At 66.4% G+C, this 22,744-nt stretch carries 21 protein-coding genes and 1 pseudogene; 13 read left to right on the top strand and 9 right to left on the bottom strand.

The window, feature by feature from the left end; translation table 11 throughout:
- The first annotated feature begins 53 nt into the window (after positions 1-53).
- From lspA to dnaE, 3 genes are read left to right on the top strand one after another with little or no spacing between them, the layout of a single operon-like run.
- Positions 54-626, top strand: coding sequence for a signal peptidase II (gene lspA / locus ACWRN3_RS17910; RefSeq protein ID WP_324644769.1), 573 nt, complete (start codon positions 54-56; stop codon positions 624-626).
- The gene (locus ACWRN3_RS17905) at positions 619-1,545 is read left to right on the top strand and encodes an RluA family pseudouridine synthase (RefSeq protein WP_476741465.1); all 927 of its coding nucleotides are present in this window, start codon (positions 619-621) and stop codon (positions 1,543-1,545) included. The genes lspA and ACWRN3_RS17905 overlap by 8 nt, the downstream gene beginning before the upstream one ends.
- Positions 1,546-1,594: 49 nt before the next feature.
- Positions 1,595-5,155 (top strand): DNA polymerase III subunit alpha, encoded by a 3,561-nt coding sequence (gene dnaE / locus ACWRN3_RS17900; RefSeq protein WP_324644771.1) that lies wholly within the window; start codon positions 1,595-1,597, stop codon positions 5,153-5,155.
- A gap of 74 nt (positions 5,156-5,229) precedes the next feature.
- Here dnaE and ACWRN3_RS17895 read toward each other — a convergent pair whose 3' ends face one another.
- A complete protein-coding gene (locus tag ACWRN3_RS17895) occupies positions 5,230-5,730 on the bottom strand; it encodes a flavin reductase family protein (RefSeq protein WP_255175155.1) in 501 nt (166 codons plus the stop codon).
- A gap of 127 nt (positions 5,731-5,857) precedes the next feature.
- On the opposite strand from ACWRN3_RS17895, the gene ACWRN3_RS17890 reads away from it, so the two are divergent.
- The 3 genes from ACWRN3_RS17890 to nrdR all read left to right on the top strand — a co-directional run bounded on the left by ACWRN3_RS17890 (position 5,858) and on the right by nrdR (position 8,401).
- Positions 5,858-6,391, top strand: coding sequence for a hypothetical protein (locus ACWRN3_RS17890; RefSeq protein WP_324644772.1), 534 nt, complete (start codon positions 5,858-5,860; stop codon positions 6,389-6,391).
- 4 nt (positions 6,392-6,395) lie between these two features.
- Positions 6,396-7,769 (top strand): histidinol dehydrogenase, encoded by a 1,374-nt coding sequence (gene hisD, locus ACWRN3_RS17885; RefSeq protein ID WP_476741464.1) that lies wholly within the window; start codon positions 6,396-6,398, stop codon positions 7,767-7,769.
- A 137-nt stretch (positions 7,770-7,906) separates the two neighbouring features.
- Complete coding sequence (gene nrdR / locus ACWRN3_RS17880; RefSeq protein ID WP_476741463.1) at positions 7,907-8,401, top strand: transcriptional regulator NrdR; 495 nt, start codon at positions 7,907-7,909, stop codon at positions 8,399-8,401.
- 53 nt (positions 8,402-8,454) lie between these two features.
- Here nrdR and ppgK read toward each other — a convergent pair whose 3' ends face one another.
- Positions 8,455-9,258, bottom strand: coding sequence for a polyphosphate--glucose phosphotransferase (gene ppgK / locus ACWRN3_RS17875; protein WP_255175158.1), 804 nt, complete (start codon positions 9,256-9,258; stop codon positions 8,455-8,457).
- A 109-nt stretch (positions 9,259-9,367) separates the two neighbouring features.
- The gene (gene map, locus ACWRN3_RS17870; protein ID WP_324644774.1) at positions 9,368-10,246 is read right to left on the bottom strand and encodes a type I methionyl aminopeptidase; all 879 of its coding nucleotides are present in this window, start codon (positions 10,244-10,246) and stop codon (positions 9,368-9,370) included.
- A 120-nt stretch (positions 10,247-10,366) separates the two neighbouring features.
- On the opposite strand from map, the gene ACWRN3_RS17865 reads away from it, so the two are divergent.
- The gene (locus ACWRN3_RS17865) at positions 10,367-10,531 is read left to right on the top strand and encodes an SPOR domain-containing protein (protein ID WP_255175160.1); all 165 of its coding nucleotides are present in this window, start codon (positions 10,367-10,369) and stop codon (positions 10,529-10,531) included.
- Positions 10,532-10,546: 15 nt separating this feature from the next.
- Here ACWRN3_RS17865 and panB read toward each other — a convergent pair whose 3' ends face one another.
- The gene (gene panB, locus ACWRN3_RS17860; protein ID WP_476741462.1) at positions 10,547-11,434 is read right to left on the bottom strand and encodes a 3-methyl-2-oxobutanoate hydroxymethyltransferase; all 888 of its coding nucleotides are present in this window, start codon (positions 11,432-11,434) and stop codon (positions 10,547-10,549) included.
- A 277-nt stretch (positions 11,435-11,711) separates the two neighbouring features.
- Here panB and glnA (ACWRN3_RS17855) point away from each other — a divergent pair, with 277 nt between their 5' ends.
- From glnA (ACWRN3_RS17855) to ACWRN3_RS17835, 5 genes are all read left to right on the top strand, one after another.
- Positions 11,712-13,052 carry a type I glutamate--ammonia ligase gene (glnA, locus tag ACWRN3_RS17855; protein ID WP_141160830.1) on the top strand — a complete coding sequence of 447 codons (1,341 nt, stop codon included), beginning with the start codon at positions 11,712-11,714 and terminating at the stop codon, positions 13,050-13,052.
- A 9-nt stretch (positions 13,053-13,061) separates the two neighbouring features.
- The gene (locus ACWRN3_RS17850; protein WP_476741461.1) at positions 13,062-16,073 is read left to right on the top strand and encodes a bifunctional [glutamine synthetase] adenylyltransferase/[glutamine synthetase]-adenylyl-L-tyrosine phosphorylase; all 3,012 of its coding nucleotides are present in this window, start codon (positions 13,062-13,064) and stop codon (positions 16,071-16,073) included.
- On the top strand, positions 16,063-16,599 hold the full coding sequence (locus ACWRN3_RS17845; protein WP_476741460.1) for a GNAT family N-acetyltransferase: 537 nt from the start codon (positions 16,063-16,065) through the stop codon (positions 16,597-16,599). Before ACWRN3_RS17850 ends, ACWRN3_RS17845 begins: the two co-directional genes overlap by 11 nt.
- A gap of 218 nt (positions 16,600-16,817) precedes the next feature.
- Positions 16,818-17,018 (top strand): hypothetical protein, encoded by a 201-nt coding sequence (locus tag ACWRN3_RS17840; RefSeq protein ID WP_476741459.1) that lies wholly within the window; start codon positions 16,818-16,820, stop codon positions 17,016-17,018.
- 328 nt (positions 17,019-17,346) lie between these two features.
- Positions 17,347-17,679 (top strand): DUF6221 family protein, encoded by a 333-nt coding sequence (locus ACWRN3_RS17835; RefSeq protein ID WP_476741458.1) that lies wholly within the window; start codon positions 17,347-17,349, stop codon positions 17,677-17,679.
- 397 nt (positions 17,680-18,076) lie between these two features.
- Here the strand turns inward: ACWRN3_RS17835 and glnA (ACWRN3_RS17830) are convergent, their stop codons facing one another.
- On the bottom strand, positions 18,077-19,501 hold the full coding sequence (gene glnA / locus ACWRN3_RS17830; RefSeq protein WP_159632210.1) for a type I glutamate--ammonia ligase: 1,425 nt from the start codon (positions 19,499-19,501) through the stop codon (positions 18,077-18,079).
- A gap of 284 nt (positions 19,502-19,785) precedes the next feature.
- Between glnA (ACWRN3_RS17830) and ACWRN3_RS17825 the strand changes: the two genes are divergently transcribed.
- Positions 19,786-20,223 carry an RDD family protein gene (locus tag ACWRN3_RS17825; protein ID WP_141160826.1) on the top strand — a complete coding sequence of 146 codons (438 nt, stop codon included), beginning with the start codon at positions 19,786-19,788 and terminating at the stop codon, positions 20,221-20,223.
- Between the two features lie 61 nt (positions 20,224-20,284).
- On the opposite strand, the gene ACWRN3_RS17820 is transcribed toward ACWRN3_RS17825, so the two are convergent.
- The 4 genes and pseudogenes from ACWRN3_RS17820 to ACWRN3_RS17805 form a co-directional block, all read right to left on the bottom strand.
- Positions 20,285-21,256, bottom strand: coding sequence for a DMT family transporter (locus ACWRN3_RS17820; RefSeq protein WP_476741457.1), 972 nt, complete (start codon positions 21,254-21,256; stop codon positions 20,285-20,287).
- Positions 21,257-21,274: 18 nt separating this feature from the next.
- Positions 21,275-21,625, bottom strand: coding sequence for a DUF3817 domain-containing protein (locus ACWRN3_RS17815; protein WP_476741456.1), 351 nt, complete (start codon positions 21,623-21,625; stop codon positions 21,275-21,277).
- A gap of 124 nt (positions 21,626-21,749) precedes the next feature.
- On the bottom strand, positions 21,750-22,502 hold the full coding sequence (locus ACWRN3_RS17810) for a DUF4191 domain-containing protein (protein ID WP_255175166.1): 753 nt from the start codon (positions 22,500-22,502) through the stop codon (positions 21,750-21,752).
- Positions 22,503-22,590: 88 nt separating this feature from the next.
- Positions 22,591-22,744: pseudogene (locus ACWRN3_RS17805) on the bottom strand (lipoyl synthase); the annotation flags it as partial.

The raw sequence follows: 22,744 nt of genomic DNA, 5'->3' as shown, positions 1-22,744 counted from the left end.
CCTCGGCCACCGGCTTTTGGCATTGACACCCAGTTCCACGAATTGAAAGCACCATGACTGACGAACTTGCCGCCGACGCGGCACGCCCTGTCCCATCCTCGCCGCGCCCCCGCCGGGCGGTGCTGCTGTCCCTGTTCGCGGGGTTCGCGGTCTTCGCCTACGTCCTGGACCAGCTGACCAAGCTGTGGGTCACCTCCACCATGGTGGAAGGCGAACGGATCCCGGTGCTGCCGCCCCTGCTCCACTGGTACTTCATCCGGAACTCCGGCGCCGCGTTCTCCATCGGCGAGAACGTCACTTGGGTGTTTTCCATCATCATGGCCGGCGTGGCCGTCGCCATCCTTTTCCAAATCCGCCGGCTGGGCTCCGCCTGGTGGTCCCTTGCCCTGGGCCTGCTGCTCGGCGGGGCGCTGGGGAACCTCACGGACCGGCTCTTCCGTGAACCGTCCTTCGGCATGGGACACGTGGTGGACTTCATCCAGTTTCCCAATTTCGCCATTTTCAACATCGCGGACTCCGCGGTGGTGTCCGCCGTCGCCATCATCTGCATCCTGACCATCCGCGGGATCGCCCTGGACGGTACACGGCTGGGGAGCGCACACAAGGACAAGCCGGGCCATGACTGACCGCATTGTCGTCGCCGCAGAATACGCCGGGGCGCGGGCGGACGCCGGCCTGGCAGGCCTCCTGGGAGTGTCCCGTTCCGTCGCCGCATCCCTTCTCGCGGACGGCCACGTCCTCAACCGGGGCAAGGCCCTGGGCAAGTCGGCAAAACTCGTGGCCGGGGACACTCTCGAGGTCACCGTCCCGGAACGGCGGGACCCGCTTGAAGTCGTGGAGGAAGTTGTGGAAGGCCTGAACATCCTGCTCGACGACGATGATTTCGTCGTCGTCGACAAACCCGTCGGCGTGGCCGCCCATCCCTCACCGGGCTGGGTGGGGCCCACTGTGGTGGGCGGCCTTGCCGCTGCCGGCTACCGGATCTCCACTTCAGGCGCCCCCGAACGGGCAGGCATCGTCCACCGGCTCGACGTCGGTACCTCCGGCGTGATGGTGGTGGCCAAATCCGAGCGCGCCTACACCGCCCTTAAGCGCGCCTTCAAGGAGCGCACGGTGGACAAGGTCTACCACGCGGTGGTGCAGGGCCTTCCGGACCCCCTGACGGGCACCATCGATGCCCCCATCGGCCGCCACCCCGGGCACGACTGGCGTTTCGCCGTCATCGAGGACGGGCGGCCCTCCGTAACCCACTACGAGGTGTTGGAGGCGTTCGGCAAGGCCAGCCTGGTGGAAGTCCACCTTGAGACCGGCCGCACGCACCAGATCCGGGTGCATTTCTCCGCGCTCCGCCACCCCTGCGCAGGTGACCTCACCTACGGCGCCGATCCCCGCCTGGCCGCCACCCTGGGGCTCACGCGGCAGTGGCTGCACGCCCGCCAACTGGCCTTTGACCACCCTGTGACGGGGGAGCGCGTGACGGTCACCAGCGAGTACCCGCAGGACCTTTCCTACGCCCTGGAAGTGCTGGAGTCGGGCCAGGCCTGACACGGCCGGCCTGGCAGGACTGTCCGGGGGCAGCGCTTAGAATAGTGCGGTGAGTTCCAGCAATGATTCGTTTGTCCACCTGCACACCCACACCGAATATTCCATGCTGGATGGAGCTGCCCGCCTGGGGGAGCTGTTCGATGAGACCGAGCGCCTGGGTATGCCGGCCCTCGCCACCACGGACCACGGCTACTTGTTCGGAGCGTTCGACTTCTGGCGCAAAGCCACGGACAAGGGCATCAAGCCGATCATCGGTGTCGAAGCGTATGTGACGCCCGGTACTGCCCGGACGGACAAGGAACGCGTGCGCTGGGGCGATGAATCCCAGCGCAAGGACGACGTCTCCGGCGGTGGGTCCTACACCCACATGACCCTCCTGAGCTACAACAACGTGGGCATGCGGAACCTCTTCCGGGCCTCCTCCATCGCCTCCCTTGACTCTGTCTTCGGCAAGTGGCCCCGGCTGGACCGGGAACTGCTCAACACGTACTCAGAGGGACTCATCGCCACCACGGGCTGCCCCTCCGGCGAGGTCCAGACCCGGCTCCGGCTCGGCCAGTACCGCGAAGCACTCGAGGCCGCCGCCGAGTTCCGGGACATCTTCGGTGCGGAGAACTACTTCTGCGAACTGATGGACCACGGGCTGGACATCGAGCGGCGGGTCACCGGCGACCTGCTGAGGCTGGCCAAGGACCTGAACCTGCCGCTGGTGGCCACCAACGACCTCCACTACACCCACGAGCACGACGCCAAGGCGCACGAGGCCCTGCTGGCCATCCAGTCCGGCTCCACGCTGCTGGAACCCACCTATGACAACGGCGGCTCCCGGTTCGCGTTCTCCGGCAGCGGTTACTACCTGAAGTCCCCGCAGGAAATGCGGGAGCTCTTCCGCGACCACCCGGAGGCGTGCGACAACACCCTGCTCATCGCCGAACGCTGCGAAGTGTCCTTCAACACCGACGCCAACTTCATGCCGCGGTTCCCCTGCCCGCCCGGCGAGGACGAGACCTCCTGGCTGGTCAAGGAGGTGGACAAGGGCCTGCAGTACCGCTACCCGGGCGGCATCCCGGATGAAGTCCGCAAGCAGGCCGACTACGAGCTCGGCGTCATCACGTCCATGGGTTTCCCCGGCTACTTCCTGGTGGTTGCCGACTTCATCAACTGGGCCAAGAACAACGGCATCCGGGTGGGCCCCGGGCGTGGTTCGGGTGCAGGTTCCATGGTGGCCTACGCCATGCGCATCACCGACCTCGACCCCCTGCGTCACGGGCTGATCTTCGAACGGTTCCTCAACCCGGACCGCGTCTCCATGCCCGACTTCGACGTCGACTTCGATGACCGGCGCCGCTCCGAGGTCATCGACTACGTCACGCGCAAGTACGGTGACGAGCGCGTCGCGATGATCGTCACCTACGGCACCATCAAGACCAAGCAGGCACTCAAGGACTCCTCCCGCGTCCTGGGCTACCCGTTCAGCATGGGCGAGACGCTGACCAAGGCCCTGCCGCCGGCCGTGATGGCCAAGGACATTCCCCTGGCGGACATCCAGAATCCGGAGTCCAAGCGCTACAGCGAGGCAGGGGACTTCCGGCAGCTGATCGCCACCGACCCCGAAGCCGCCAAGGTCTTCGAAACGGCCCTGGGCATCGAAGGCCTGAAGCGCCAGTGGGGCGTGCACGCCGCCGGCGTCATCATGTCCTCGGACCCCATCATCGACGTCATCCCCATCATGCGCCGCTTCCAGGACGGCCAGGTGATCACCCAGTTCGACTACCCGACGTCCGAGGGCCTTGGCCTGATCAAGATGGACTTCCTGGGCCTGCGGAACCTGACGATCATTTCCGATGCCCTCGAGAACATCAAGATGAACCGCGGAATCGACCTGGACCTGGAAAACCTTGAGCTGGACGATGCCCCGTCCTATGAGCTCCTGGCCCGCGGCGACACCCTGGGCGTGTTCCAGCTCGACGGCGGTCCCATGCGGTCGCTGCTCAAGCTCATGAAGCCTGACAACTTCGAAGACATCTCCGCCGTTCTGGCGCTCTACCGTCCGGGCCCCATGGGCGCCAACGCCCACACCGACTATGCCCTGCGCAAAAACGGGATCCAGGAGGTCATCCCCATCCACCCGGAGCTGGAGGAGCCCCTCAAGGAGATCCTCGGCGGGACCTATGGCCTGATCGTGTACCAGGAGCAGGTCATGGCCGTGGCGCAGAAGCTCGCCGGCTACTCGCTGGGCCAGGCCGACATCCTCCGCCGCGCGATGGGCAAGAAGAAGAAATCCGAGCTGGACAAGCAGTTTGCCGGCTTCTCCCAGGGCATGCAGGACAACGGCTACTCCATGGAGGCCGTCAAGACCCTCTGGGACATCCTGCTGCCCTTCTCCGACTACGCCTTCAACAAAGCCCACTCGGCCGCCTATGGCGTGATCTCCTACTGGACCGCGTACCTCAAGGCCCATTACGCGCCGGAGTATATGGCGGCGCTGCTGACCTCGGTGGGCGATGACAAGGACAAGTCGGCCATCTACCTCAACGAGTGCCGGCGCATGGGCATCACGGTGCTTCCGCCGGACGTCAATGAGTCCGCCCTGAACTTCACCCCGGTGGGCAACGACATCCGCTTCGGCATGGGCGCCATCCGCAACGTGGGCGTCAACGCCGTGGAAGCCATGGTGGCGGCCCGCGAAAGCGAGGGTGCGTTCACCTCCTTCAAGGACTACCTGATGAAGGTCCCGGCCGTGGTCTGCAACAAGCGGACCATCGAGTCCCTGATCAAATCCGGCGCCTTCGACTCGCTGGGCCACCACCGCCGCGCCCTGGCGATGATCCACGAAGAGGCCATCGACTCCGTCATCACCCTCAAGCGCAACGAGGCCATCGGCCAGTTCGACCTCTTCGCCGGCTTCGAAGACGCCGGGGCGGAATCGTCCTCCCTGAGCATCGAGATCCCGGACCTGCCCGAGTGGGAAAAGAAGGACAAGCTCTCCTTCGAACGGGACATGCTGGGCCTGTACGTGTCGGACCATCCGCTGCAGGGCCTGGAGGGCCTCCTGGCCCAGCATGCAGAGATGAGCATTACCTCCATCATCGGCGAGGACGGGCCGCAGGACGGAGCAATCATCACCATCGCCGGCATGATCACGTCACTGAGCCGCCGCATCGCGAAGGCCAGCGGCAATGCCTATGCCCGGGCCGAGGTGGAGGACCTGGGCGGCTCGATCGAGGTCATGTTCTTCGGGCAGGTCTATGGGCCGATCGCCTCCGTGCTGGCCGAGGACCTGATCGTGGTGGTCAAGGGCCGGTTGCAGAAGCGCGACGACGGCGCCATCACGCTGAACTGCATGGAGCTGTCCGTTCCGGACCTGAGCGAAGGGCTGAACGGGCCCCTGGTCATCACCATGCCCACCCACAAGGCCACCGAGGCCGTGGTCACGGAACTCGGCGATGTCCTGCGCACCCACCGGGGCAACTCGGAGGTGCGGCTGCACCTGCAGGGCGACACCCGGACCGAAATCATGGGCCTGCCCGTCCACCTGCGGGTGAACCCCAGCCCGTCGCTGTTCGGCGACCTGAAGGTCCTGCTGGGCCCGGCCTGCCTCGACGCCTGACAAACAGGCGGCCGACGGCGGGAATCACCTCCCGCCGTCGGCCGCCTTATTTGTGCTGCGCCGGTCCGTGGGCGTCAGATCTCGTAATCCAGCGGCACCGGCTGCCCGTAGGCGCCGCCGTGGTACAGCAACGGCGATCCTTCGCCGCCCACCTGGCCGTCCACCACCTGGACCACCACCACGGCGTTGTTCTCGAAGGAGAGCCGCATCTGGATCTCGCCGATCAGCCAGCCGGCAACATCCTTGAGGATGGGCACCCCGTGCGGACCGATTTCCCAGTGGTTGCCTTCGAAGCGGTTGCCGGGGCGGGCAAAGCGGGCCGCCAGCTCCTGGTTCTCCAGGCCCAGCATGTGCACCCCCAGGTACTGGGTGTTGGCCACCGCGGGCCAGGACCTGGAGCTGCGCGCCATGTTGAACGTGAAGCGCGGCGGTTTCGCTGACAGGGACGCCACGGAGGTTGCCGTGAAGCCGTAGGGCTCATCCTGGTAGTTCACGGTGATGATGGCGACGCCCGCGGCATGGCGGCGGAACATCTCCTTGAACGTCTGCTCGAACGGCTCGCTGTTGTCGGTCACCGGAACTCCTGAACTAAGTGGCGTAACTCTTTCCCCAAGCGTATTGGCCCACGGTCACGGCGGGAAAACAGGCGGGGGCAGCACCGCCGCGGATTGCCTTGCAGGAACCTTTGTTAAGGTGTGTTGCATGACGAACTTCGCCCGCCCCGCCAGGCGGCTGCTGCCATGGTCCCTGCTGCTGGTCCCGGCGGCCGCGGGCATTCCGGCGGGAATCCTCTGGTGGGTACTTGCACCGGGCGGATTGAACCTGATCACCCGCGACCCAGCCCTGGGGGCCGGCAACGTGCCCCTGGTCTGGCTGCCGCGCGATCTCACGCTCGCAGGCATCCTGGTGCTGGCCGGCTGCCTGCTGGCCGTATTCCTGGCGGACGGCAAGCGCCCGGACCCGCAGGCGGCACTGCTCACCGGCCTGGCCGGGGCGTTCGCAGGCAGCGCCGTGGCATGGGGAACAGGTGTCCTCGCGGGACGGCTGTGGGGTCCGGCCGTCGACACGTCGGCAAACGCCAGCATCGCCTTCTCCCTGCGGGCGTGGCCGGTCCTGCTGCTCTGGCCCGCCGCCACGGCCGTGTCGGTCTTCATCCTGGAACTGGTGGGCGCCACGGGCAGAAAGACTGATCCCGCCGGCGCGGAAACAGCGGGCATGCACAGCCCCGTAAAATAGAGCGGTGACCACATCCCCGGAGTTTCCCGCCCCCGTGACAGCCGCCGTCGACTTCCGCACCATTGACCTTCGGGGCCGCCACCTCAGTCTCCCGGCACTGCGCGCCGCGGTGCCCCGCGCCAAGGGACAGACCGTGGCGGACGCCGAGGAAAAGGTCCTGCAGATCATTTCCGCCGTCCGGGAGCGCGGCTTCGCGGCGCTGGCCGAGCTGGCCGAACGGTTCGACGGCGTGGCGCAGGAGCACCCGCTGGTCCCCGGGGAGGCAATCGCCGCAGCGCTGGACCAGCTGGATCCCGCCGTCCGGGCTGCGCTGGAGGAATCCATCAGCCGGGCACGGAAGTTCGCGGACGGCCAGCGCCCCCTCAATGTCGACGTCGAACTGGGCGACGGCGCAGTGGTCAGCCAGAACTGGGTTCCGGTGGCCCGCGTGGGGCTGTACGTTCCCGGCGGCCTTGCCGTGTACCCGTCATCGGTAATCATGAACGTCGTACCCGCACTGGCGGCGGGCGTGGAGTCCATCGCCCTGGCCTCGCCGCCCCAGAAGAAGTTCGGCGGCCTGCCGCACCCCACCATCCTGGCGGCAGCGGCGCTGCTGGGCATCACTGAGGTCTACGCCATCGGCGGGGCCCAGGCCATTGCCGCCTTCGCCTACGGCGTCGAAGCAACGGAGGCAAGCCCGGCCCTGGAGCCCGTGGACGTGGTCACCGGCCCCGGCAACATCTTCGTGGCCACGGCCAAACGCCTGGTCAAGGGCGTCGTCGGCATTGATTCCGAGGCCGGAACCACCGAGATCGCCATCCTGGCGGACGACTCCGCCCAGCCCGCGCTGGTTGCCGCCGACCTGCTCAGCCAGGCGGAGCACGATCCGAAAGCAGCCTCGGTCCTCATTACCGATTCCGAGGACCTGGCCGCCGCCGTGCGCGCTGAACTGGCACTGCAGGCCGCCGCCACCAAGCACTCGGCCAGGGTGCAGGAGGCGCTGTCCGGTCCCCAGTCCGGCGTCGTGCTGGTGGACGGCCTCGAGCAGGGAATCGCTGCCTGTGACGCCTACGCAGCGGAGCACCTGGAAATCATGACCCGGGACGCTGCCGCCGTGGCCGCACGCATCCGGAACGCGGGCGCGATCTTCGTGGGCGACTACAGCCCCGTCAGCCTTGGCGACTACTGCGCCGGCTCCAACCACGTGCTGCCCACCAGCGGGACGGCAGCTTTTTCCTCCGGGCTGAACGTGACCACTTTCCTGCGCGCCATCCAGGTGGTCAACTACAGCCGGGAAGCCCTGGCCGAGGTCAGCGGGCACATCGTGAGCCTGTCCCGGGCCGAGGATCTTCCGGCCCACGGGGACGCGGTGACGGCCCGGTTCCCGGGCGATCGGTGATACCACTACATGTAGTAATTACAGGATTGTTATTACCCCACATCTGCCCGTAAACTGGGTACGCCACGGCATCGCCCCCCGGCGGTGCCGGCGGCGTCCAACGCCGTTGCACACCACAAGCGAAAAGGGGGAACGCCATGTACTGCCCGTTCTGCCGCAACCCTGATTCCCGCGTGGTGGACAGCCGGATGGCTGACGACGGCTCGGCCATCCGAAGGCGCCGGCAATGCCCTGAATGCGGCCGCCGGTTCACCACGGTGGAAACCACCAGCCTGTCCGTGATCAAGCGGTCCGGCGTGGGCGAGCCCTTCAGCCGCAGCAAGGTGATCAACGGCGTGCGCAAGGCGTGCCAGGGGCGTCCCGTGAGCGAGGATGACCTCGCCATGCTGGCCCAGGAAGTCGAAGAGCAAATCCGTGCATCGGGCGCCGCTGAAATTGATGCGCACGAGGTTGGCCTGGTGATCCTCGGGCCGCTGCAGAAACTCGACGAGGTAGCGTACCTTCGCTTCGCCAGCGTGTACCAGGCCTTTGAGTCCCTCGAGGACTTCGAGACTGCCATTGCCCTGCTCCGCCACGAGGCCGGGGAAGGCGTCAAGGGCGCAGCCAAGAGCTCCGAGAAGAGCCCCCTCTAAAACTCCGGTGGCGGCAGCGGAGGGGAAGCCGCAGCCGCCACCGGCACCACTCCCTACTTGGCCAGGTTGTGCTGGAGCGCGATTTCCAGCGCCGCACCCACAATGCCTGCCTCGTTGCGGAGCACCGCCGGGACAATCGGGGTGCGGAGCCTGAGGTTGGGAAGGTACTCGTCGGCGCGCTTTGAAATCCCGCCCCCCACGATGAACAGTTCCGGCGAGAACAGGAACTCCACGTGCGAGAAGTAGCGCTGCAGGAGAACGCTGTACTCGTCCCAGGACAGCCCGTCCCGTTCGCGGGCAACAGCGGACGCCTTCGATTCGGCGTCGTGGCCGTCAATTTCAAGGTGCCCCAGCTCTGCGTTGGGGACCAGCTTTCCGTCGAAGATGAAGGCTGAGCCGATGCCGGTGCCCAGGGTGATCACCAGGACCGTGCCGGAGACACCCGCGCCGGCACCGAAACGTGCTTCTGCCAGGCCTGCGGCGTCCGCATCATTGATGACTTCCACCGGCCGGCCGAGCCGGGCCGTGAGGAGGGCGTCGATGTCCGTGTCCAGCCAGCTTTTGTCCACATTGGCTGCGGAGTGGACCACGCCGTGCTGGATGATGCCGGGAAAGGTCACGCCCACGGGGGAGCCCGCTTCCGGGGCCTCGGGGCGTGCCGAGAGTTCGGCCACCACCAGGGCCACGGCCTCGGCTACGGCCTCAGGGGTGGCGGGCTGCGGGGTGGGCACCCGGAAGCGTTCTCCGAGGAGCTTGCCCTTTTTCAGGTCGACAATGCCGCCCTTGATGCCCGTACCACCGATGTCGATGCCGATCAGCGGTGCGTTCTTGTGCGACTTCTCGTCCTTCTTGGCCAATGGGATTCCGTTCTTGACAGGGGCGGGCAGGAAAAGGGGCGGCTTTGGGGGCGGCCCGTAACAGGTGTCCGGTCTGCACCGGCAGCATGCCCAGGGGGCATGGGCCGGGCTACGGCAGGGTAAGGATTTCGGCGCCGGTCTCGGTGACCAGCAGGGTGTGCTCGAATTGGGCGGTGCGCTTCCGGTCCCGTGTGACCACGGTCCAGTCATCGCTCCACATGTCCCACTCCACGGTGCCCAGCGTGAGCATCGGTTCGATGGTGAACACCATTCCCGTTTCGATCACGGTGTTGTAGGCAGGGGCGGCATCGTAGTGCGGGATGATGAGCCCGGTGTGGAAGGCCTCTCCGACGCCATGGCCGGTGAAGTCGCGGACCACGCCGTAGCCAAAGCGCTTGGCATAGGACTGGATGGCCCTGCCGATGACGTTGATTTCACGCCCCGGCGCCACAGCCTTGATGGCCCGGTTCAGCGACTCCTGCGTACGCTCCACCAGGAGCCGGGATTCCTCGTCCACGTCCCCCACCAGGAACGTGTAGTTGGTGTCTCCGTGGACGCCGTTGAGGTAGGCCGTGATGTCGATGTTCAGGATGTCGCCGTCCTGGACCACGGTGCTGTCCGGGATGCCGTGGCAGATGACCTCGTTCAAGGAGGAACACAACGACTTGGGGAATCCGCGGTAACCGAGCGTGGACGGGTAGGCGTTGTGGTCCAGCAGGAATTCGTGGCCCACTTTGTCCAGTTCGTCGGTGGTGACACCCGGCTGGATGTGCTTGCCCACTTCCACGATGGCCTGCGCCGCGATTTTCCCGGCAATCCGGATCTTCTCGATGGTCTCCGCAGACTTGACTTCGGAGCCGGTGAATTTTGCGGGTGCCGGCTTGCCGACGTATTCCGGACGGGGGATGGACGCCGGGACGGGACGCTGCGGACTCAGGGTACCCGGGGTGAGGGTGCCGATGGGTGCAGTCGAGGCAAGGGAAGGCATAGATTGATCATATAAGGCACCACAGAACGCCTAACAACCGACAAGCTGGGGAGGGCGCGCGTAAGTGTTTGTGTTACGTGGATCACCCTGGTTTTCCTGTCGCCGGAACGAGGAGCAACGATGACTGAGTACTGGTTCAACATCAACACCCACGAAGTGGAAGAGGACCGGCTGTCGGACTGGAGCCAGCTCATTGGGCCCTACAAGACCCGCGAAGAAGCGGAGCATGCCATCGAGAAGGTCCGGGCGCGCAACGAGGCCTGGGAAAAAGGCGACGACGACTGACGGGCTGCTTCCTGCCTAGAACGTGTGTTCCGGGCCGGGGAACGTGCCGGACCGGACGTCGTCCCCGTAGGCGGTGGCGGCGTCGTGCAGTGTGCTGCGCAAGTCCGCGTACTGCTTGACGAATTTTGCCATCCGGCCGCCGCGAAGCCCGGCCATGTCCTGCCAGACAAGGACCTGGCCCGTGGTGGCGTTCCCCGCCCCGATGCCCACCGTGGGGACGGCCACGGCGGCGTCAACCGCCGCAGCAGTCTCCGCCGGCACCATCTCCATCAGCACGCAAAACGCCCCGGCCTCTTCAAGGGCTCGGGCGTCCTCGATCAGCCGTTGGGCGTCGTCGCCTCGGCCCTGCACGCGGTAACCGCCCAGGGCGTGTTCGCTCTGGGGCGTGAAGCCGATGTGGGCCATCACCGGGATGCCTGCCTGCACCATCGCGCGGACCGTGGGGGCGTAGTACTTCCCGCCCTCGATCTTTACCGCGTGGGCCAGCCCTTCCTTCAGGAACCTGACTCCGGCGGCGACGGCCTGCTCCGCACTGACCTCGTAGCTGCCGAACGGAAGGTCAGCCACCACCAGGGCACGCTTGGCGGACCTGGCCACCGCCCGGCAGAGGGGGAGCAGTTCGTCAACGGTCACCGGGAGGCTGGTCTCATTGCCAAAGACGTTGTTGGACGCCGAGTCGCCGACCAGGAGCACCTCGATGCCGGCAGCATCGAAAATCTCGGCCGTGTACTGCTCGTACGCCGTGAGCATGGCGAACCTGCTGCCGTCACGCTTGGCCTGCTGCAGGTGGTGGATGCGGACCTTGGCGGGCTTCCGTTCGGCAGGAACCGGCACGCCGGGGCCGTTGCCGTACGGGGCGGGTGCTTCTGCGGACGCGCTGGAGTCGGAGCTGTTGGAGGCCATGGGATGAGCGTAGTGCGGTACCGGCCGTCCTAGCTACCGCGGGCATCCCGGCAAAAAGGTGATAAGCGCCATAGCTCCGGGCCGGAGCGGGCTGCCAGGTATCGCTGGAAACCGCGCCTGGGGGCATGTTTTGGGGACCGCCAGGTTAATGCTGTGTTACGCACGGCGCAGGCTCAAGCATCGGCGCCGAATGATTAGTACAGTGATGATGAACTGCTGCCGGCTTTCCCCTTTGCGCGGACCCCGGAGCAAGACGTTGACCGGAGAAGAGGCCATCATGGACCGCCAGCAAGAGTTTGTCCTGCGCACAATCGAAGAGCGCGACGTACGTTTCGTGCGCCTGTGGTTCACCGACGTCGTGGGTTCGCTGAAGTCCGTGGCGCTGGCACCGGCGGAGGTTGAGGGCGCATTTGAGGAAGGCCTGGGGTTCGACGGTTCCTCCATCGAAGGCCTGGCCCGCGTCTTCGAATCCGACATGCTGGCCCAGCCGGATCCCGCCACCTTCCAGATCCTGCCGTGGCGCGGCGAGACGGAGCAGACGTCCAGGATGTTCTGCGACATCCTGACCCCCGACGGCGAGCCCTCCGCTGCCGATCCGCGCAACGTGCTCAAGCGGACCCTTGCCAAGGCCGCGGACATGGGCTTCACCTGCTACACCCACCCCGAGATCGAGTTCTACCTGCTTAAGTCGCACGAGCCGGGTCCGAACGGTGCTCCTGTTCCGGTGGACGAGGGCGGCTACTTTGACCATGTCCCCGGCGGCGTGGCCCAGGATTTCCGGCGCACCGCCGTGACCATGCTGGAATCGGTCGGCATTTCCGTGGAATTCAGCCACCACGAGGCAGGCCCGGGCCAGAACGAGATCGATCTCCGCTACGCGGACGCCCTGCAGACGGCGGACAACATCATGACGTTCCGCACCGTTATCAAGGAAGTGGCGCTGCAGCAGGGCACCTACGCCACGTTCATGCCCAAGCCGTTCACCGACCACCCCGGGTCCGGCATGCACACGCACTTCTCCCTGTTCGAGGGCGACAGCAACGCGTTCTTCGAAGCAGGGGCAGAGTTCCAGCTGTCCAAGACCGCCCGGCAGTTCATCGCCGGCATCCTCAAGCACGCCCCGGAATTCACGGCCGTCACCAACCAGTTCGTCAACTCCTACAAGCGCCTGTGGGGCGGCGGCGAGGCGCCCAGCTACCTCAGCTGGGGCCACAACAACCGCTCAGCGCTGGTCCGCGTGCCCCTGTACAAGCCCGGCAAGGGCCAGTCCGCCCGGATCGAGTACCGCGGCATCGACTCCGCCGCGAACCCGTACCTTGCCTACGCCGTGCTGCTCGGCGCGGGCCTGAAGGGCATCGAGGAGGGCTACGACCTTCCGGCCGCGGCAGAGGATGATGTCTGGTCACTGAGCTCCGCGGAACGCCGCGCCATGGGCCATGACCCGCTCCCGGCCAGCCTGCACGATGCCATTCGTTCGATGGAGGACTCGGAGCTAATGCCGCAGATCCTGGGCGAACAGGTCTACGAGCACTTCCTGCGCAACAAGCGGGCCGAATGGCAGGACTACCGGCTTCAGGTGACGCCCTACGAGCTGCAGCGCAACCTCGGCATCCTCTAGGTGCCCGGCGTGAGCCTGGCACGCCGCCTGATCGCGGCCGGATTCAGCGACCTGGAGAAGGGCGAACGGTTCCTTGCCGCGCGCGAACTTGAGGGGCTGGACCAGGACAGGCTCTTTGCCGGGCTGCAGCTGGCGGCGAGCCCGGACACTGCCCTGCAGTCGCTGGTCCGGCTGATTGAAAAGCACCCGCAGCTGCGGGACCTGGCGGCCGCTGACGCGGAGGACAGCGAGCCCATGTACCGGGTCCTGGGCGCTTCCGAGGCCCTGGGGGAGTTCCTCATCAGGCACCCGGAGCATCTGGAGGCCTTCCGGGTCCGGGCCAGTCCCGAGCCGCTGCCCGCCGACCCGGGCAGGCTGCGCACCACCCTCCTGCAGGCCGTGGGTGCCGACCCCCGCGCCGCACGTCCCGTGGCCGCCTCCACCGGCGCGGACGCCTACGCTGCCCTGCGCACGGCCTACCGGCGCGGACTGGTGGACCTCGCCGTCAAGGACCTCTGCGCCGCGGACCCGCTGGACTTCCTGCCATCGGTGGGCGGTGAACTTGCGGACCTGGCCGCGGCCGCCATTGAGGCTGCCCTCGCCGTCTCCCGCGCTGAAGCGGCGGAGCAGCACAGCGCAGCCGACGTCGCCGACGTCGGCCTGGCAGTCATCGGCATGGGCAAATGCGGAGCCCGGGAACTGAACTACATCTCCGACGTCGACGTCATCTACGTCGTGGACGCCGGCAGCCTGGAGGATGCCCAGGCCAACACCATCGGCACGGCGCTGGCAAGCGGCATCTCCCGGGCGATCTCCTCGGTTGCGAGGGAGCCCGGACTGTGGGAGGTGGATGCGAACCTGAGGCCCGAGGGCAAGCCGGGGCCGCTGGTCCGCACCCTCGCCTCCCACGAGACGTACTACGCCAGGTGGGCCGAAAGCTGGGAATTCCAGGCGCTGCTCAAGGCCCGTGCCATTGCGGGCGACGCCGCGCTTGGCCGGGCGTACGAGGAAGCCGTGGCGCCGCTGATCTGGAGCTCGGCCGGGCGGGAGGGCTTCGTGGAGTCCGTCCAGGCGATGCGGCGCCGGGTCACGGAGAACATTCCGGCGGCCGAGGAGCAGCGCCAGATCAAGCTGGGCCGCGGCGGACTGCGCGACGTTGAATTCACCGTCCAGCTGCTCCAGCTGGTGCACGGCAAGGCGGATGAGACATTACGGCGGCGGGACACCACCTCTGCGATCGCTGCCCTTTCAGCGGGCGGTTACATTGGCCGTTCCGACGCGGCGGCCTTTGACAATGCCTACCGCTACCTGCGGCTCCTGGAGCACCGGATCCAGCTGTTCCAGCTGCGCCGGACCCACCTTATGCCGGTGGCGGAGCCGGCACTGCGCTCTTTGGCCAAAGCCGTCCTGGGGCCGTTCTCCAACGAACGGCCCAGCCCGGACTCCCTGCTGTCCGCGTGGCAACGGACCAAGCGCTCGGTCCGTGAACTGCACGAGCGTATCTTCTACCGGCCGCTGCTGAACACGGCAGCCAAACTCAGCAGCGAGGACGCCAGGCTGACCCCGGAAGCGGCGCAGGGACGGCTTGCGGCGCTCGGATACCGGGACCCGCAGGGGGCGATGCGCCACATTGAGGCGCTGACGGCCGGAGTGAGCCGCCGGGCCGCCCTGCAGCGCCAGCTTCTGCCCATCCTGCTCGACTGGCTCGCCGAGGGCGTGGACCCGGACGCCGGCCTTCTGGCCTTCCGCCGCGTCAGCGAGGCACTGGGCACCACACACTGGTACCTTGGCCTGCTCCGCGACTCCAACGCCGCCGCCGAACGCCTGTGCCACATGCTGTCCAACTCACGGCTGATCGCGGACCTGCTGGAGGTCTCGCCGGAGTCGGTGGCATGGCTGGGACAGGACAAGGACCTGGTTCCCGTGGGCTTTGAAGCCCAGTGGCAGGAGATCACGGCAAAGATGTCCCGGCACGAGGACCCGGAGAGTGCCATGCGCCTGATCCGGCTGATCCGGCGGCGGGAAATCCTGCGCATCGCCATCGCAGATTCCGCCGGCGTCCTGGACCAGGAACAGGTGGGCAGGGCCCTGGCAGACACGGACCGCGCCGCCGTCCTGGGCGCGCTGCGGGTGGCGGAAGGAATAGTCTCAGCCGGCGGCCCGCTCAAAACCACGGTGCTGGTGGTGGCCATGGGCCGGCAGGGCGGCCGGGAGATCGGCTACGGCTCCGACGCCGACGTCATGTACGTCCACCGGGCGCTGCCCGGCTTTACCGAGGCGGAGGCGCAGGAACAGGCCGCCCGCATCGTGGCCAAGGTGTCCAGCCTCCTCACCCAGCCGCTGAAGCCGGCCATCATGGCCGAACGGGTCCTCCAGATGGACGCCGACCTCCGTCCCGAGGGCAAGAACGGGGCCATGGTGCGCTCCCTGGACTCCTTCGCGGAGTATTACCGCCGCTGGTCCCTGATCTGGGAAGCACAGGCACTCCTGCGGGCACGGCCCATGGCCGGCGATGATGCCCTGGCCGCTGATTTCCTCAAGCTGATCGATCCCATCCGCTACCCGGAAACCGTGGCGGAGCAGGACGTACGGGAGATCAGGCGCATCAAGGCCAGGGTGGAATCGGAGCGGCTGCCGCGCGGCGCCGACCCTGCACGGCACCTCAAACTCGGCCGCGGCGGCCTCAGTGACGTCGAGTGGCTGGTGCAGCTGCTGCAGCTCCAGCACGCCGGGAAACACCCGGAACTCCGGACCACGTCCACCCTGGAAGCCCTCACCGCAGCAGCCGAACTTGGACTGCTGGATGCTGCTGACGCCGGTTTGCTGGCTGAGGCCTGGCGGTTGGCCAGCCGCATCCGGTCCGCCAATGTCATCTGGAACGGCAAGGCCTCCGATCTCCTGCCGTCCTCCCGCCGCGACCTCGAGGCCGTGGCGCGCTGGTGCGGCTACGAGCCGGGACACGCCGCCGCGCTGGAGGAAGACTATCTGCGGGTGAGCCGCCGCGCCCGGGCCGTTTTTGAACGTGTCTTCTATGGGCACTGACTGGGTCTGGCTTATCCCGCTCCGGGACCTGGACGCGGATGCCCGCGCCATCCAGTTGGGCGCCATCGCGGACATGTCGCTCCTGGCAGGCCAGGAACGGTTCGTGGGTGACCCCCTCCGCATGGCGCTGGCAGGCCTGGCCGAAGAATCACGGCACCCCTACGTCGTGGAGGCAGGCGGGAACGCAGCCGGTGTCCTGACCCTCCAGGCGGGGGCCGCCGGTCTTGCCGGGTGGCCCGACGACAGCTCAGCCTGGCTGCTGCGGGGCTTCCTCATCGACAGCCGGCACCAGGGCAGGGGGCTGGGCACGCTGGCAGCCACCGCCGCTGTGGAGGCTGCCCGCAAGCTCACCGCCCGGCACCAAAGCGGCGAGTCCGGCGTCGTACTTTCCGTCAATGAGGACAACCATGCGGGCCTCTCCGCGTACCGCCGCGCCGGATTTGTCGACGCAGGGCCGTACCTGGGCGGTTCCGCGGGGCCGCAGCGGACCATGTTCCACAGCTTCGCTGCCGCCGCACCGGCGTAACGCGCCGGACCGGCATTGCGCTTAGCAAGCGTTTGCCCGATTATGTGGTTGGCGGTGTTCTCCAACCTTGTTGGGGGGAAGGCTGGACAGTCTTCGTCTCGGGGGGCATTCGTCAGGGGGTCCGGCTCCCGGTCTCAGCACGTCTGGAGGCGGGCCCCCACCTTACGGTCTCCGCCCGCGGCCTTGACGGCCAGGACAACGCAAAAGGCGGCCACCGGATGAACCGGTGGCCGCCACTCACCCCGACGCATGTGCCTGCACTCGATGGGACAGTAGACGTGACAACCGCTGTTTACGCCGCCGTCGCCGTGAAGTCTGACGGAACTGTTCGCGCTTGGGGGGAGGGCCTTAAAGGTCAACTGGGCACCGGTTCCACCAGCAGTACTTTGAACCCCACCCTCATAAGTCTCGCCCCATAAACCACAACCCACGTCCTGCTGGCCAGCAGGACGTGGGCTGTCATAAGGGCCTAGGTGCACTGATCCAACCCCCTGTACGCTCCCAGACACCAGCACGAGCCGCGGGTCGGCGTGCTCATACTCGGTGCCGCCCTGGACGAATTTGGTTGGTGCATCGAAGAGTCGCACACGTCCAAGTATGGGCGTATGGGGCAATGCGAGTACTGAATACTGGTGTGATCCGGCTCTCGGCGATGCTTGAATGGTTGCCGGCGGGCGAGTCCATCCGAGACCGGGGCTCAACCCCAGCCCCCGTAGGAAAATAATGCCTCATCCCCGGAGGAACGACGTGGACGTCATCGCATTCCTTGAAGCCCGAATCCGCGATGATGAGGACGCGGCCCGCATCGGCCTCGGCGGCTCGGGCGCCACCCCAAGCTCGTCGAATACTCCCGACATCAGCGGCAGCGCGGAACTCCTGCGGCCGCTGCGCCAAAGGGTCCTCGATGAGAGCGCGGCCAAGCGCGCCATACTGCTGCACTGCATGTTGCACCACAGTGATTCGGGCGGGGAAGTCCTTGCGATACTCGCCCGGGTCTACAGGAATCACCCTGATTACCGCGAGTGTTGGCCGTCGCCAAGGAAGTCGGAATGGCCACCGCAAGGCGGCCACGCGGCATAGTCGAAAAGGCCCCCCACCTCGGAAGAAGCTCGGGCGCTGAGCAATTGGTGCTAGACGCTTACCCGCGCATGGGGTGAGGGCATCGAAGACGTGGGGGAGCTTGTGCAGCGTACGGGACGGAAGCAAGCCGAGGTAGCCGCTGCGCTCGATGTGAACGTGAGTACGGCTGCGGCACCGCCTGGAAGGCGAGGACCCGCTTCGAAACCTAACAAGTTCGATGTCAGTGAACCTGCCGAGCAGGGCTGAAGTAGAGGCATTCATGCGGACTGAGGTTTCCTTACTGGACTGGCGCAGCAAAAAGGCCGGTCTTCGGGGTAAACCCAACGACCGGCCTTTTCTCTGTGAGGATTCTTGCGGACTGCTGGCGGCCTATGCCCGCTTTAGCCGCGTGATCTAGCTAGACGCCGTAGTAGAGCTCGAACTCGTAGGGGTTCGGGCGCAGGGACAGCGGGCGGATCTCGTTTTCGTACTTGTATTCGATCCAGGTGTCGATCAGGTCCTGGGTGAAGACGCCACCGGCCTGCAGGAACTCGTTGTCCTCGCGCAGGGCCTCCAGGGCTTCCTCGAGGGTGCCCGGAGCCTTGGGGATGTCCTTGGCTTCCTCGGCCGGGAGCTCGTAGAGGTCCTTGTCGATGGGAGCCGGGGGCTCGATGCGGTTGCGGATGCCGTCAATGCCGGCCATCAGCTGGGCAGCGAAGGCCAGGTAAGGGTTGGAGGAGGGGTCCGGAGCGCGGAATTCGATGCGCTTGGCCTTCGGGTTGGAGCCCGTGATGGGGATGCGGATACCGGCGGAGCGGTTGCCCTGCGAGTAGACCATGTTAACCGGAGCCTCGAAGCCCTTGACCAGGCGACGGTAGGAGTTCACCGTCGGGTTGGTGAAGGCCAGGACGGCGGAGGAGTGCTGGAGCAGGCCGCCGATGTACCAGCGGGCGGTGTCGGACAGGCCGGCGTAGCCCTTCTCGTCGTAGAACAGCGGCTCGCCACCGTTCCACAGCGACTGGTGGCAGTGCATGCCCGAGCCGTTGTCGCCGAAGACAGGCTTCGGCATGAAGGTAACGGACTTGCCCCAGGCGTCAGCGGTGTTCTTGATGACGTACTTGAACTTCTGCAGGTCATCGGCAGCGTGGGTCAGCGTGGTGAACTTGTAGTTGATCTCGGCCTGGCCGGCGGACCCAACTTCGTGGTGGCTGCGCTCGACCTCGAGGCCGGCTTCGTCCAGGGCAACGCACATGGCGTCGCGCAGGTCAGCCTGCTTGTCGGTCGGGGAGACCGGGAAGTAGCCGCCCTTGACGGGGGTCTTGTAGCCCAGGTTGCCGCCTTCTTCCTCGCGGCCGCTGTTCCAGTGGGCTTCTTCGGAGTCGATCTTGTAGAAGCTGCCCTCGGGGGAGGACTGGTACTGGACGTTGTCGAACACGAAGAACTCGGCTTCGGGAGCGAAGAATGCGGTGTCGGCGATGCCGGTGGAGGCCAGGTAGGCCTCGGCCTTCTCGGCCACGCCGCGGGGGTCGCGGTGGTACGGGTCACCGGTGCGCGGGTTGACGATCGAGAAGTTCAGCGCGAGGGTCTTCTCCATGCGGAAGGTGTCCAGGAACGCGGTGGTGACGTCCGGGATCAGCTGCATGTCAGATTCGGCGATGCCCTGGAATCCGCGGATGGAGGAACCGTCGAAGAGCTGTCCGTTGACGAAGAAATCAGCGTCAACACTCTTCGCGGGGACGTTGAAGTGCTGCTGGACACCCGGAAGGTCGGTGAAGCGGATATCGACGAACTTTACATCTTCGTCCTTGATGAACTTGAGGACTTCGTCCGCAGTCTTGAACATCTATGCTCCTAACGCATATGTAAATATCTGGCATGCACGCCATGTGATCCAGCGCAATCCAAAATCAGGGAGAACGCATGTTGTCCCTGTCGCGTGTACCTGCCGGGGGATTGCTTGAAACTTCTAACAGACTATGGATCGGGCATTTCCCGTCCATGTCCGCATTGTTTCGGGCAGGTTACAGAATGCCCTGCTATGACCACGGTATCGTCCGTCCACACTGTGGTCGAGTCCCATCCACACTGTGGGCGCGCTGCTCGCCCCGGGGTCGGTAAACTTGGACGGTGGTAGATCGCAAAGACATTGGCTCCTGGCTCACCGGACCTGACACCTCCGGCATCTCAAAGTATCCGGGGGAGCGCCTGGGACTGCCGGAGTCCGGTCCCGGCTCCATTGCCCGGGCAGGGCGCAGGATCGTTGCGATCATGATCGACTGGGGCATCGCACTGCTCATCAGCAACTTTGCCTTTGGCGGCGATTCCTGGGCCACGCTGGCGGTCTTCGCCATCGAACAGACCCTGCTGGTGGGCACCCTCGGGTACAGCATCGGGCACCGCATCATGGGCATCGCGGTGATCAAGCCGGGAGGCGGCACTCCGGGGCCGCTGGCTGGCCTGGTCAGGGCAGTGCTCCTCTGCCTGGTCATCCCCGCAGTTATTTTCGACCCGGACCAGCGCGGCCTGCACGACAAGGCCATGAATACGCTCCTCATCCGGCGATAAGGCACGGGCCTCCCGCGGGCAGCGGCGCTCCAAGGGCAGCCGCACCAAGGTACCCGCCGCTCTAAGCACCCGCCGGGTTCTTCCGCCGGAAGGCCCGCGCATTCGTGACGATCACGCCGCCGACCACGATGGCGCCGCCCACAAACTGCGCGGCTGTGTGGACCTGTCCGGCGAGAATGGTCAGGACTGCGGTGAAGACGGTGATCAGGTTGAGGAACACGCCGGCACCGGCCGCCGGCAGGACCGTCAGGGCGCGGTTCCACAGCACGTAGGACAGTACCGACGGAAAAATGGCGATGAAGAGCAATGACGCCAACGCACTGCCCGTCCCGGGAAAAGCCAGGCCGCCCGTCGCGAAACGCACAGGGGCCAGCAGGGCCACCGCCACGGCTGCCTGCACTGCGGTGGCTGTGATCGGCGGGATCTTAGGTGCCAGGCGGCCAACGACCGTGTAGGCCGTCCAGACAACCACTGCCCCCACCATCAGCACCTCGCCGGTGCCGAAGCCGGCAGTGGCCAGCCGGCCCACGTTCCCTCCACTGATGACGATGAGGACGCCGGCCAGTGCCATCACAACGCCGGCCACCGCCATGGGCGTGAGCCGCTCGCGCAGGAACACTGCGGCCGCCAGCGTGATCAGCGCCGGATTGAAGGCGTTGATCAGCGAGGCATTGAATGCATCGGTGTGTTGCAGGGCGAAGTACAGGAGAAGGTTGTAGCCGAGCAGCCCGCACACGCTGAGCGCCAGCAGCCACGGCCACGCAGCCGCGACGGACCGCCAGCAGGGCTTCTCCACAAACTGGGCTATCAGCAGCAGCGGCACCAGTGCGATCGCCCACCGCAGGAAGACCAGGCTCAGGGGGTCGATGCTGTGGACGGCGCCGGCGCCCACCACGTAGTTGCCGGCCCAGAACAGGGTCGCCCCCAGCAGGGAGAGGAGGGCGATTACCCGCCTGCGCCCCTGCGCGCGCGTGTCCGGCGTCCCCGCCTCCTGCGGTGGCTGGGCCTTCGGTCCCTGCTCAACGGGGTCCACGGCGGCAGGCCAGTTCCGCTAGGCGCGGCTGGACTCGAGGGCAGGGGCGTCCGCTGCGGCGGCAGCGCTGAGGTACCCGCGGCGTCCGGCCCAGCGTTCGAAAAGGAGGGTGGCGAACGGGAAGATTGCCGAGACACCTGCCAGCACGGCCACCAGGAACGGCCAGCGCTGCACCCGCCACAGCATGAGCGCGGCGACCCCGTAACCGATGAACAGGGCACCGTGGACAGGGCCTGCCACCTGGACGCCGAGCTCCGTGGTGCCGGCAATCCATTTGAAATACATGCCGGCGAGGAGCGCAGCCCAACTGCAGGCCTCGGCCACGGCGAGGATGCGGAAGGCGCGGATCACTGTTGTCCTGAGGGGCATGGTCATGTCCTGTCGTCGGGCGGTGCGCTGGCCGCAGATGTGATGGAGGGCTGCGCGCGGCTGTTCGGGCACAAAGAAAAACGCCCCGGCTGCCGGCAGTGCCGGTACCGGGGCGTTGAACCAGCTAGCGTCCGCGGTTGGGACGGGCCTTGTAGGGGTCGATGCCCTTGGGAATGGGAAGCCTGGTACCCATGGACGCGATGCGCTTGGATACCGTGCTGACTTCAAGTTTGGTCAGTTCGTTCTTCATCTTGCCCATCTGCTTGGCCACCTGGCTCAGCGGCACCTGGCCTTCGCCGCGGCCGGTCTGGATGGTGTGGACAGGAACGTTGGGCAGGATGCGCGCCAGGCGCTTGCGCTCGGCGTCGAGCAGTGGCTTCACCCGGTGGGTGGGGCCTTCGCTGACAAGGACGACGCCGGGACGGCCTACAGCGCGGAACACGGCATCCTGCGTGCGCGGGTTGACGGCCACGGGCTGCTCTTCGGTGATCCAGCCGCGGCGGAGCGTGCCCAAGGCAGCGCCCGAAGCTCCGGGCTGGTTTTCGATCTGCGCGAACGCTGCACGCTCAGCGCGGCGGGACAGAATGAAGGTGGCCGCCAGCAGGCCGAGCGGAATGCCGATGATCAGGCCGGTAATCCAGTTATCCAGCCAGAAACCCACCAGGAAGCTCACGGCCACAACACCGAGGAACACCAGCAGCATGAGCCACGGAACCATGGGGTCGTGGCGGCGGGTCATGGTGAAGACCTCACCGATCTGCTTGAGCCTGCTGGGCTTCTTGGCCTTAGCTTCCTTGGGCTTGCGCGTGAACAGGCCGCGCTTCACCGCGCTGGAGCCCGCCGGGGTGGAGTTGCTGGAGTCAGGGGATTTCGCCATAGTGCCTCAATTCTACGTGACTTAAACCAAAGGGCCGGACGCTGGATTCTTCCAGCGCCCGGCCCTCTGCCACTTCACAAAGGTGAGGTCACGAGTGTGCAGCGAGGAGGGTGCTGGCTTCCTGGCGGGTGGTGCCGGAGTCCTGGATGCCTTCTGCGATGTGGGCGAGTTCGGCGGGGATGTCGCGGCCTTTTTTGCGCATGGCGGTGGCCCAGAGGCGGCCGGCGCGGTAGGAGGAGCGG

It is taken from the genome of Pseudarthrobacter sp. rb (assembly GCF_056389225.1).
This window is presented reverse-complemented; position numbering and strand designations above follow the sequence as displayed.

Bases quoted from the DNA above. Each gene is read 5' to 3' on its own strand.
- ACWRN3_RS17905 (WP_476741465.1), top strand. From the start codon at position 619: ATGACTGACCGCATTGTCGTCGCCGCAGAATACGCCGGGGCGCGGGCG.
- glnA (WP_141160830.1), top strand. From the start codon at position 11,712: ATGGACCGCCAGCAAGAGTTTGTCCTGCGCACAATCGAAGAGCGCGAC.
- glnA (WP_159632210.1), bottom strand. From the start codon at position 19,501: ATGTTCAAGACTGCGGACGAAGTCCTCAAGTTCATCAAGGACGAAGAT.
- ACWRN3_RS17845 (WP_476741460.1), top strand. From the start codon at position 16,063: ATGGGCACTGACTGGGTCTGGCTTATCCCGCTCCGGGACCTGGACGCG.
- ACWRN3_RS17810 (WP_255175166.1), bottom strand. From the start codon at position 22,502: ATGGCGAAATCCCCTGACTCCAGCAACTCCACCCCGGCGGGCTCCAGC.
- ACWRN3_RS17865 (WP_255175160.1), top strand. From the start codon at position 10,367: ATGACTGAGTACTGGTTCAACATCAACACCCACGAAGTGGAAGAGGAC.
- ACWRN3_RS17890 (WP_324644772.1), top strand. From the start codon at position 5,858: ATGACGAACTTCGCCCGCCCCGCCAGGCGGCTGCTGCCATGGTCCCTG.
- panB (WP_476741462.1), bottom strand. From the start codon at position 11,434: ATGGCCTCCAACAGCTCCGACTCCAGCGCGTCCGCAGAAGCACCCGCC.
- ACWRN3_RS17840 (WP_476741459.1), top strand. From the start codon at position 16,818: ATGAACCGGTGGCCGCCACTCACCCCGACGCATGTGCCTGCACTCGAT.
- nrdR (WP_476741463.1), top strand. From the start codon at position 7,907: ATGTACTGCCCGTTCTGCCGCAACCCTGATTCCCGCGTGGTGGACAGC.
- map (WP_324644774.1), bottom strand. From the start codon at position 10,246: ATGCCTTCCCTTGCCTCGACTGCACCCATCGGCACCCTCACCCCGGGT.
- lspA (WP_324644769.1), top strand. From the start codon at position 54: ATGACTGACGAACTTGCCGCCGACGCGGCACGCCCTGTCCCATCCTCG.
- ACWRN3_RS17815 (WP_476741456.1), bottom strand. From the start codon at position 21,625: ATGCCCCTCAGGACAACAGTGATCCGCGCCTTCCGCATCCTCGCCGTG.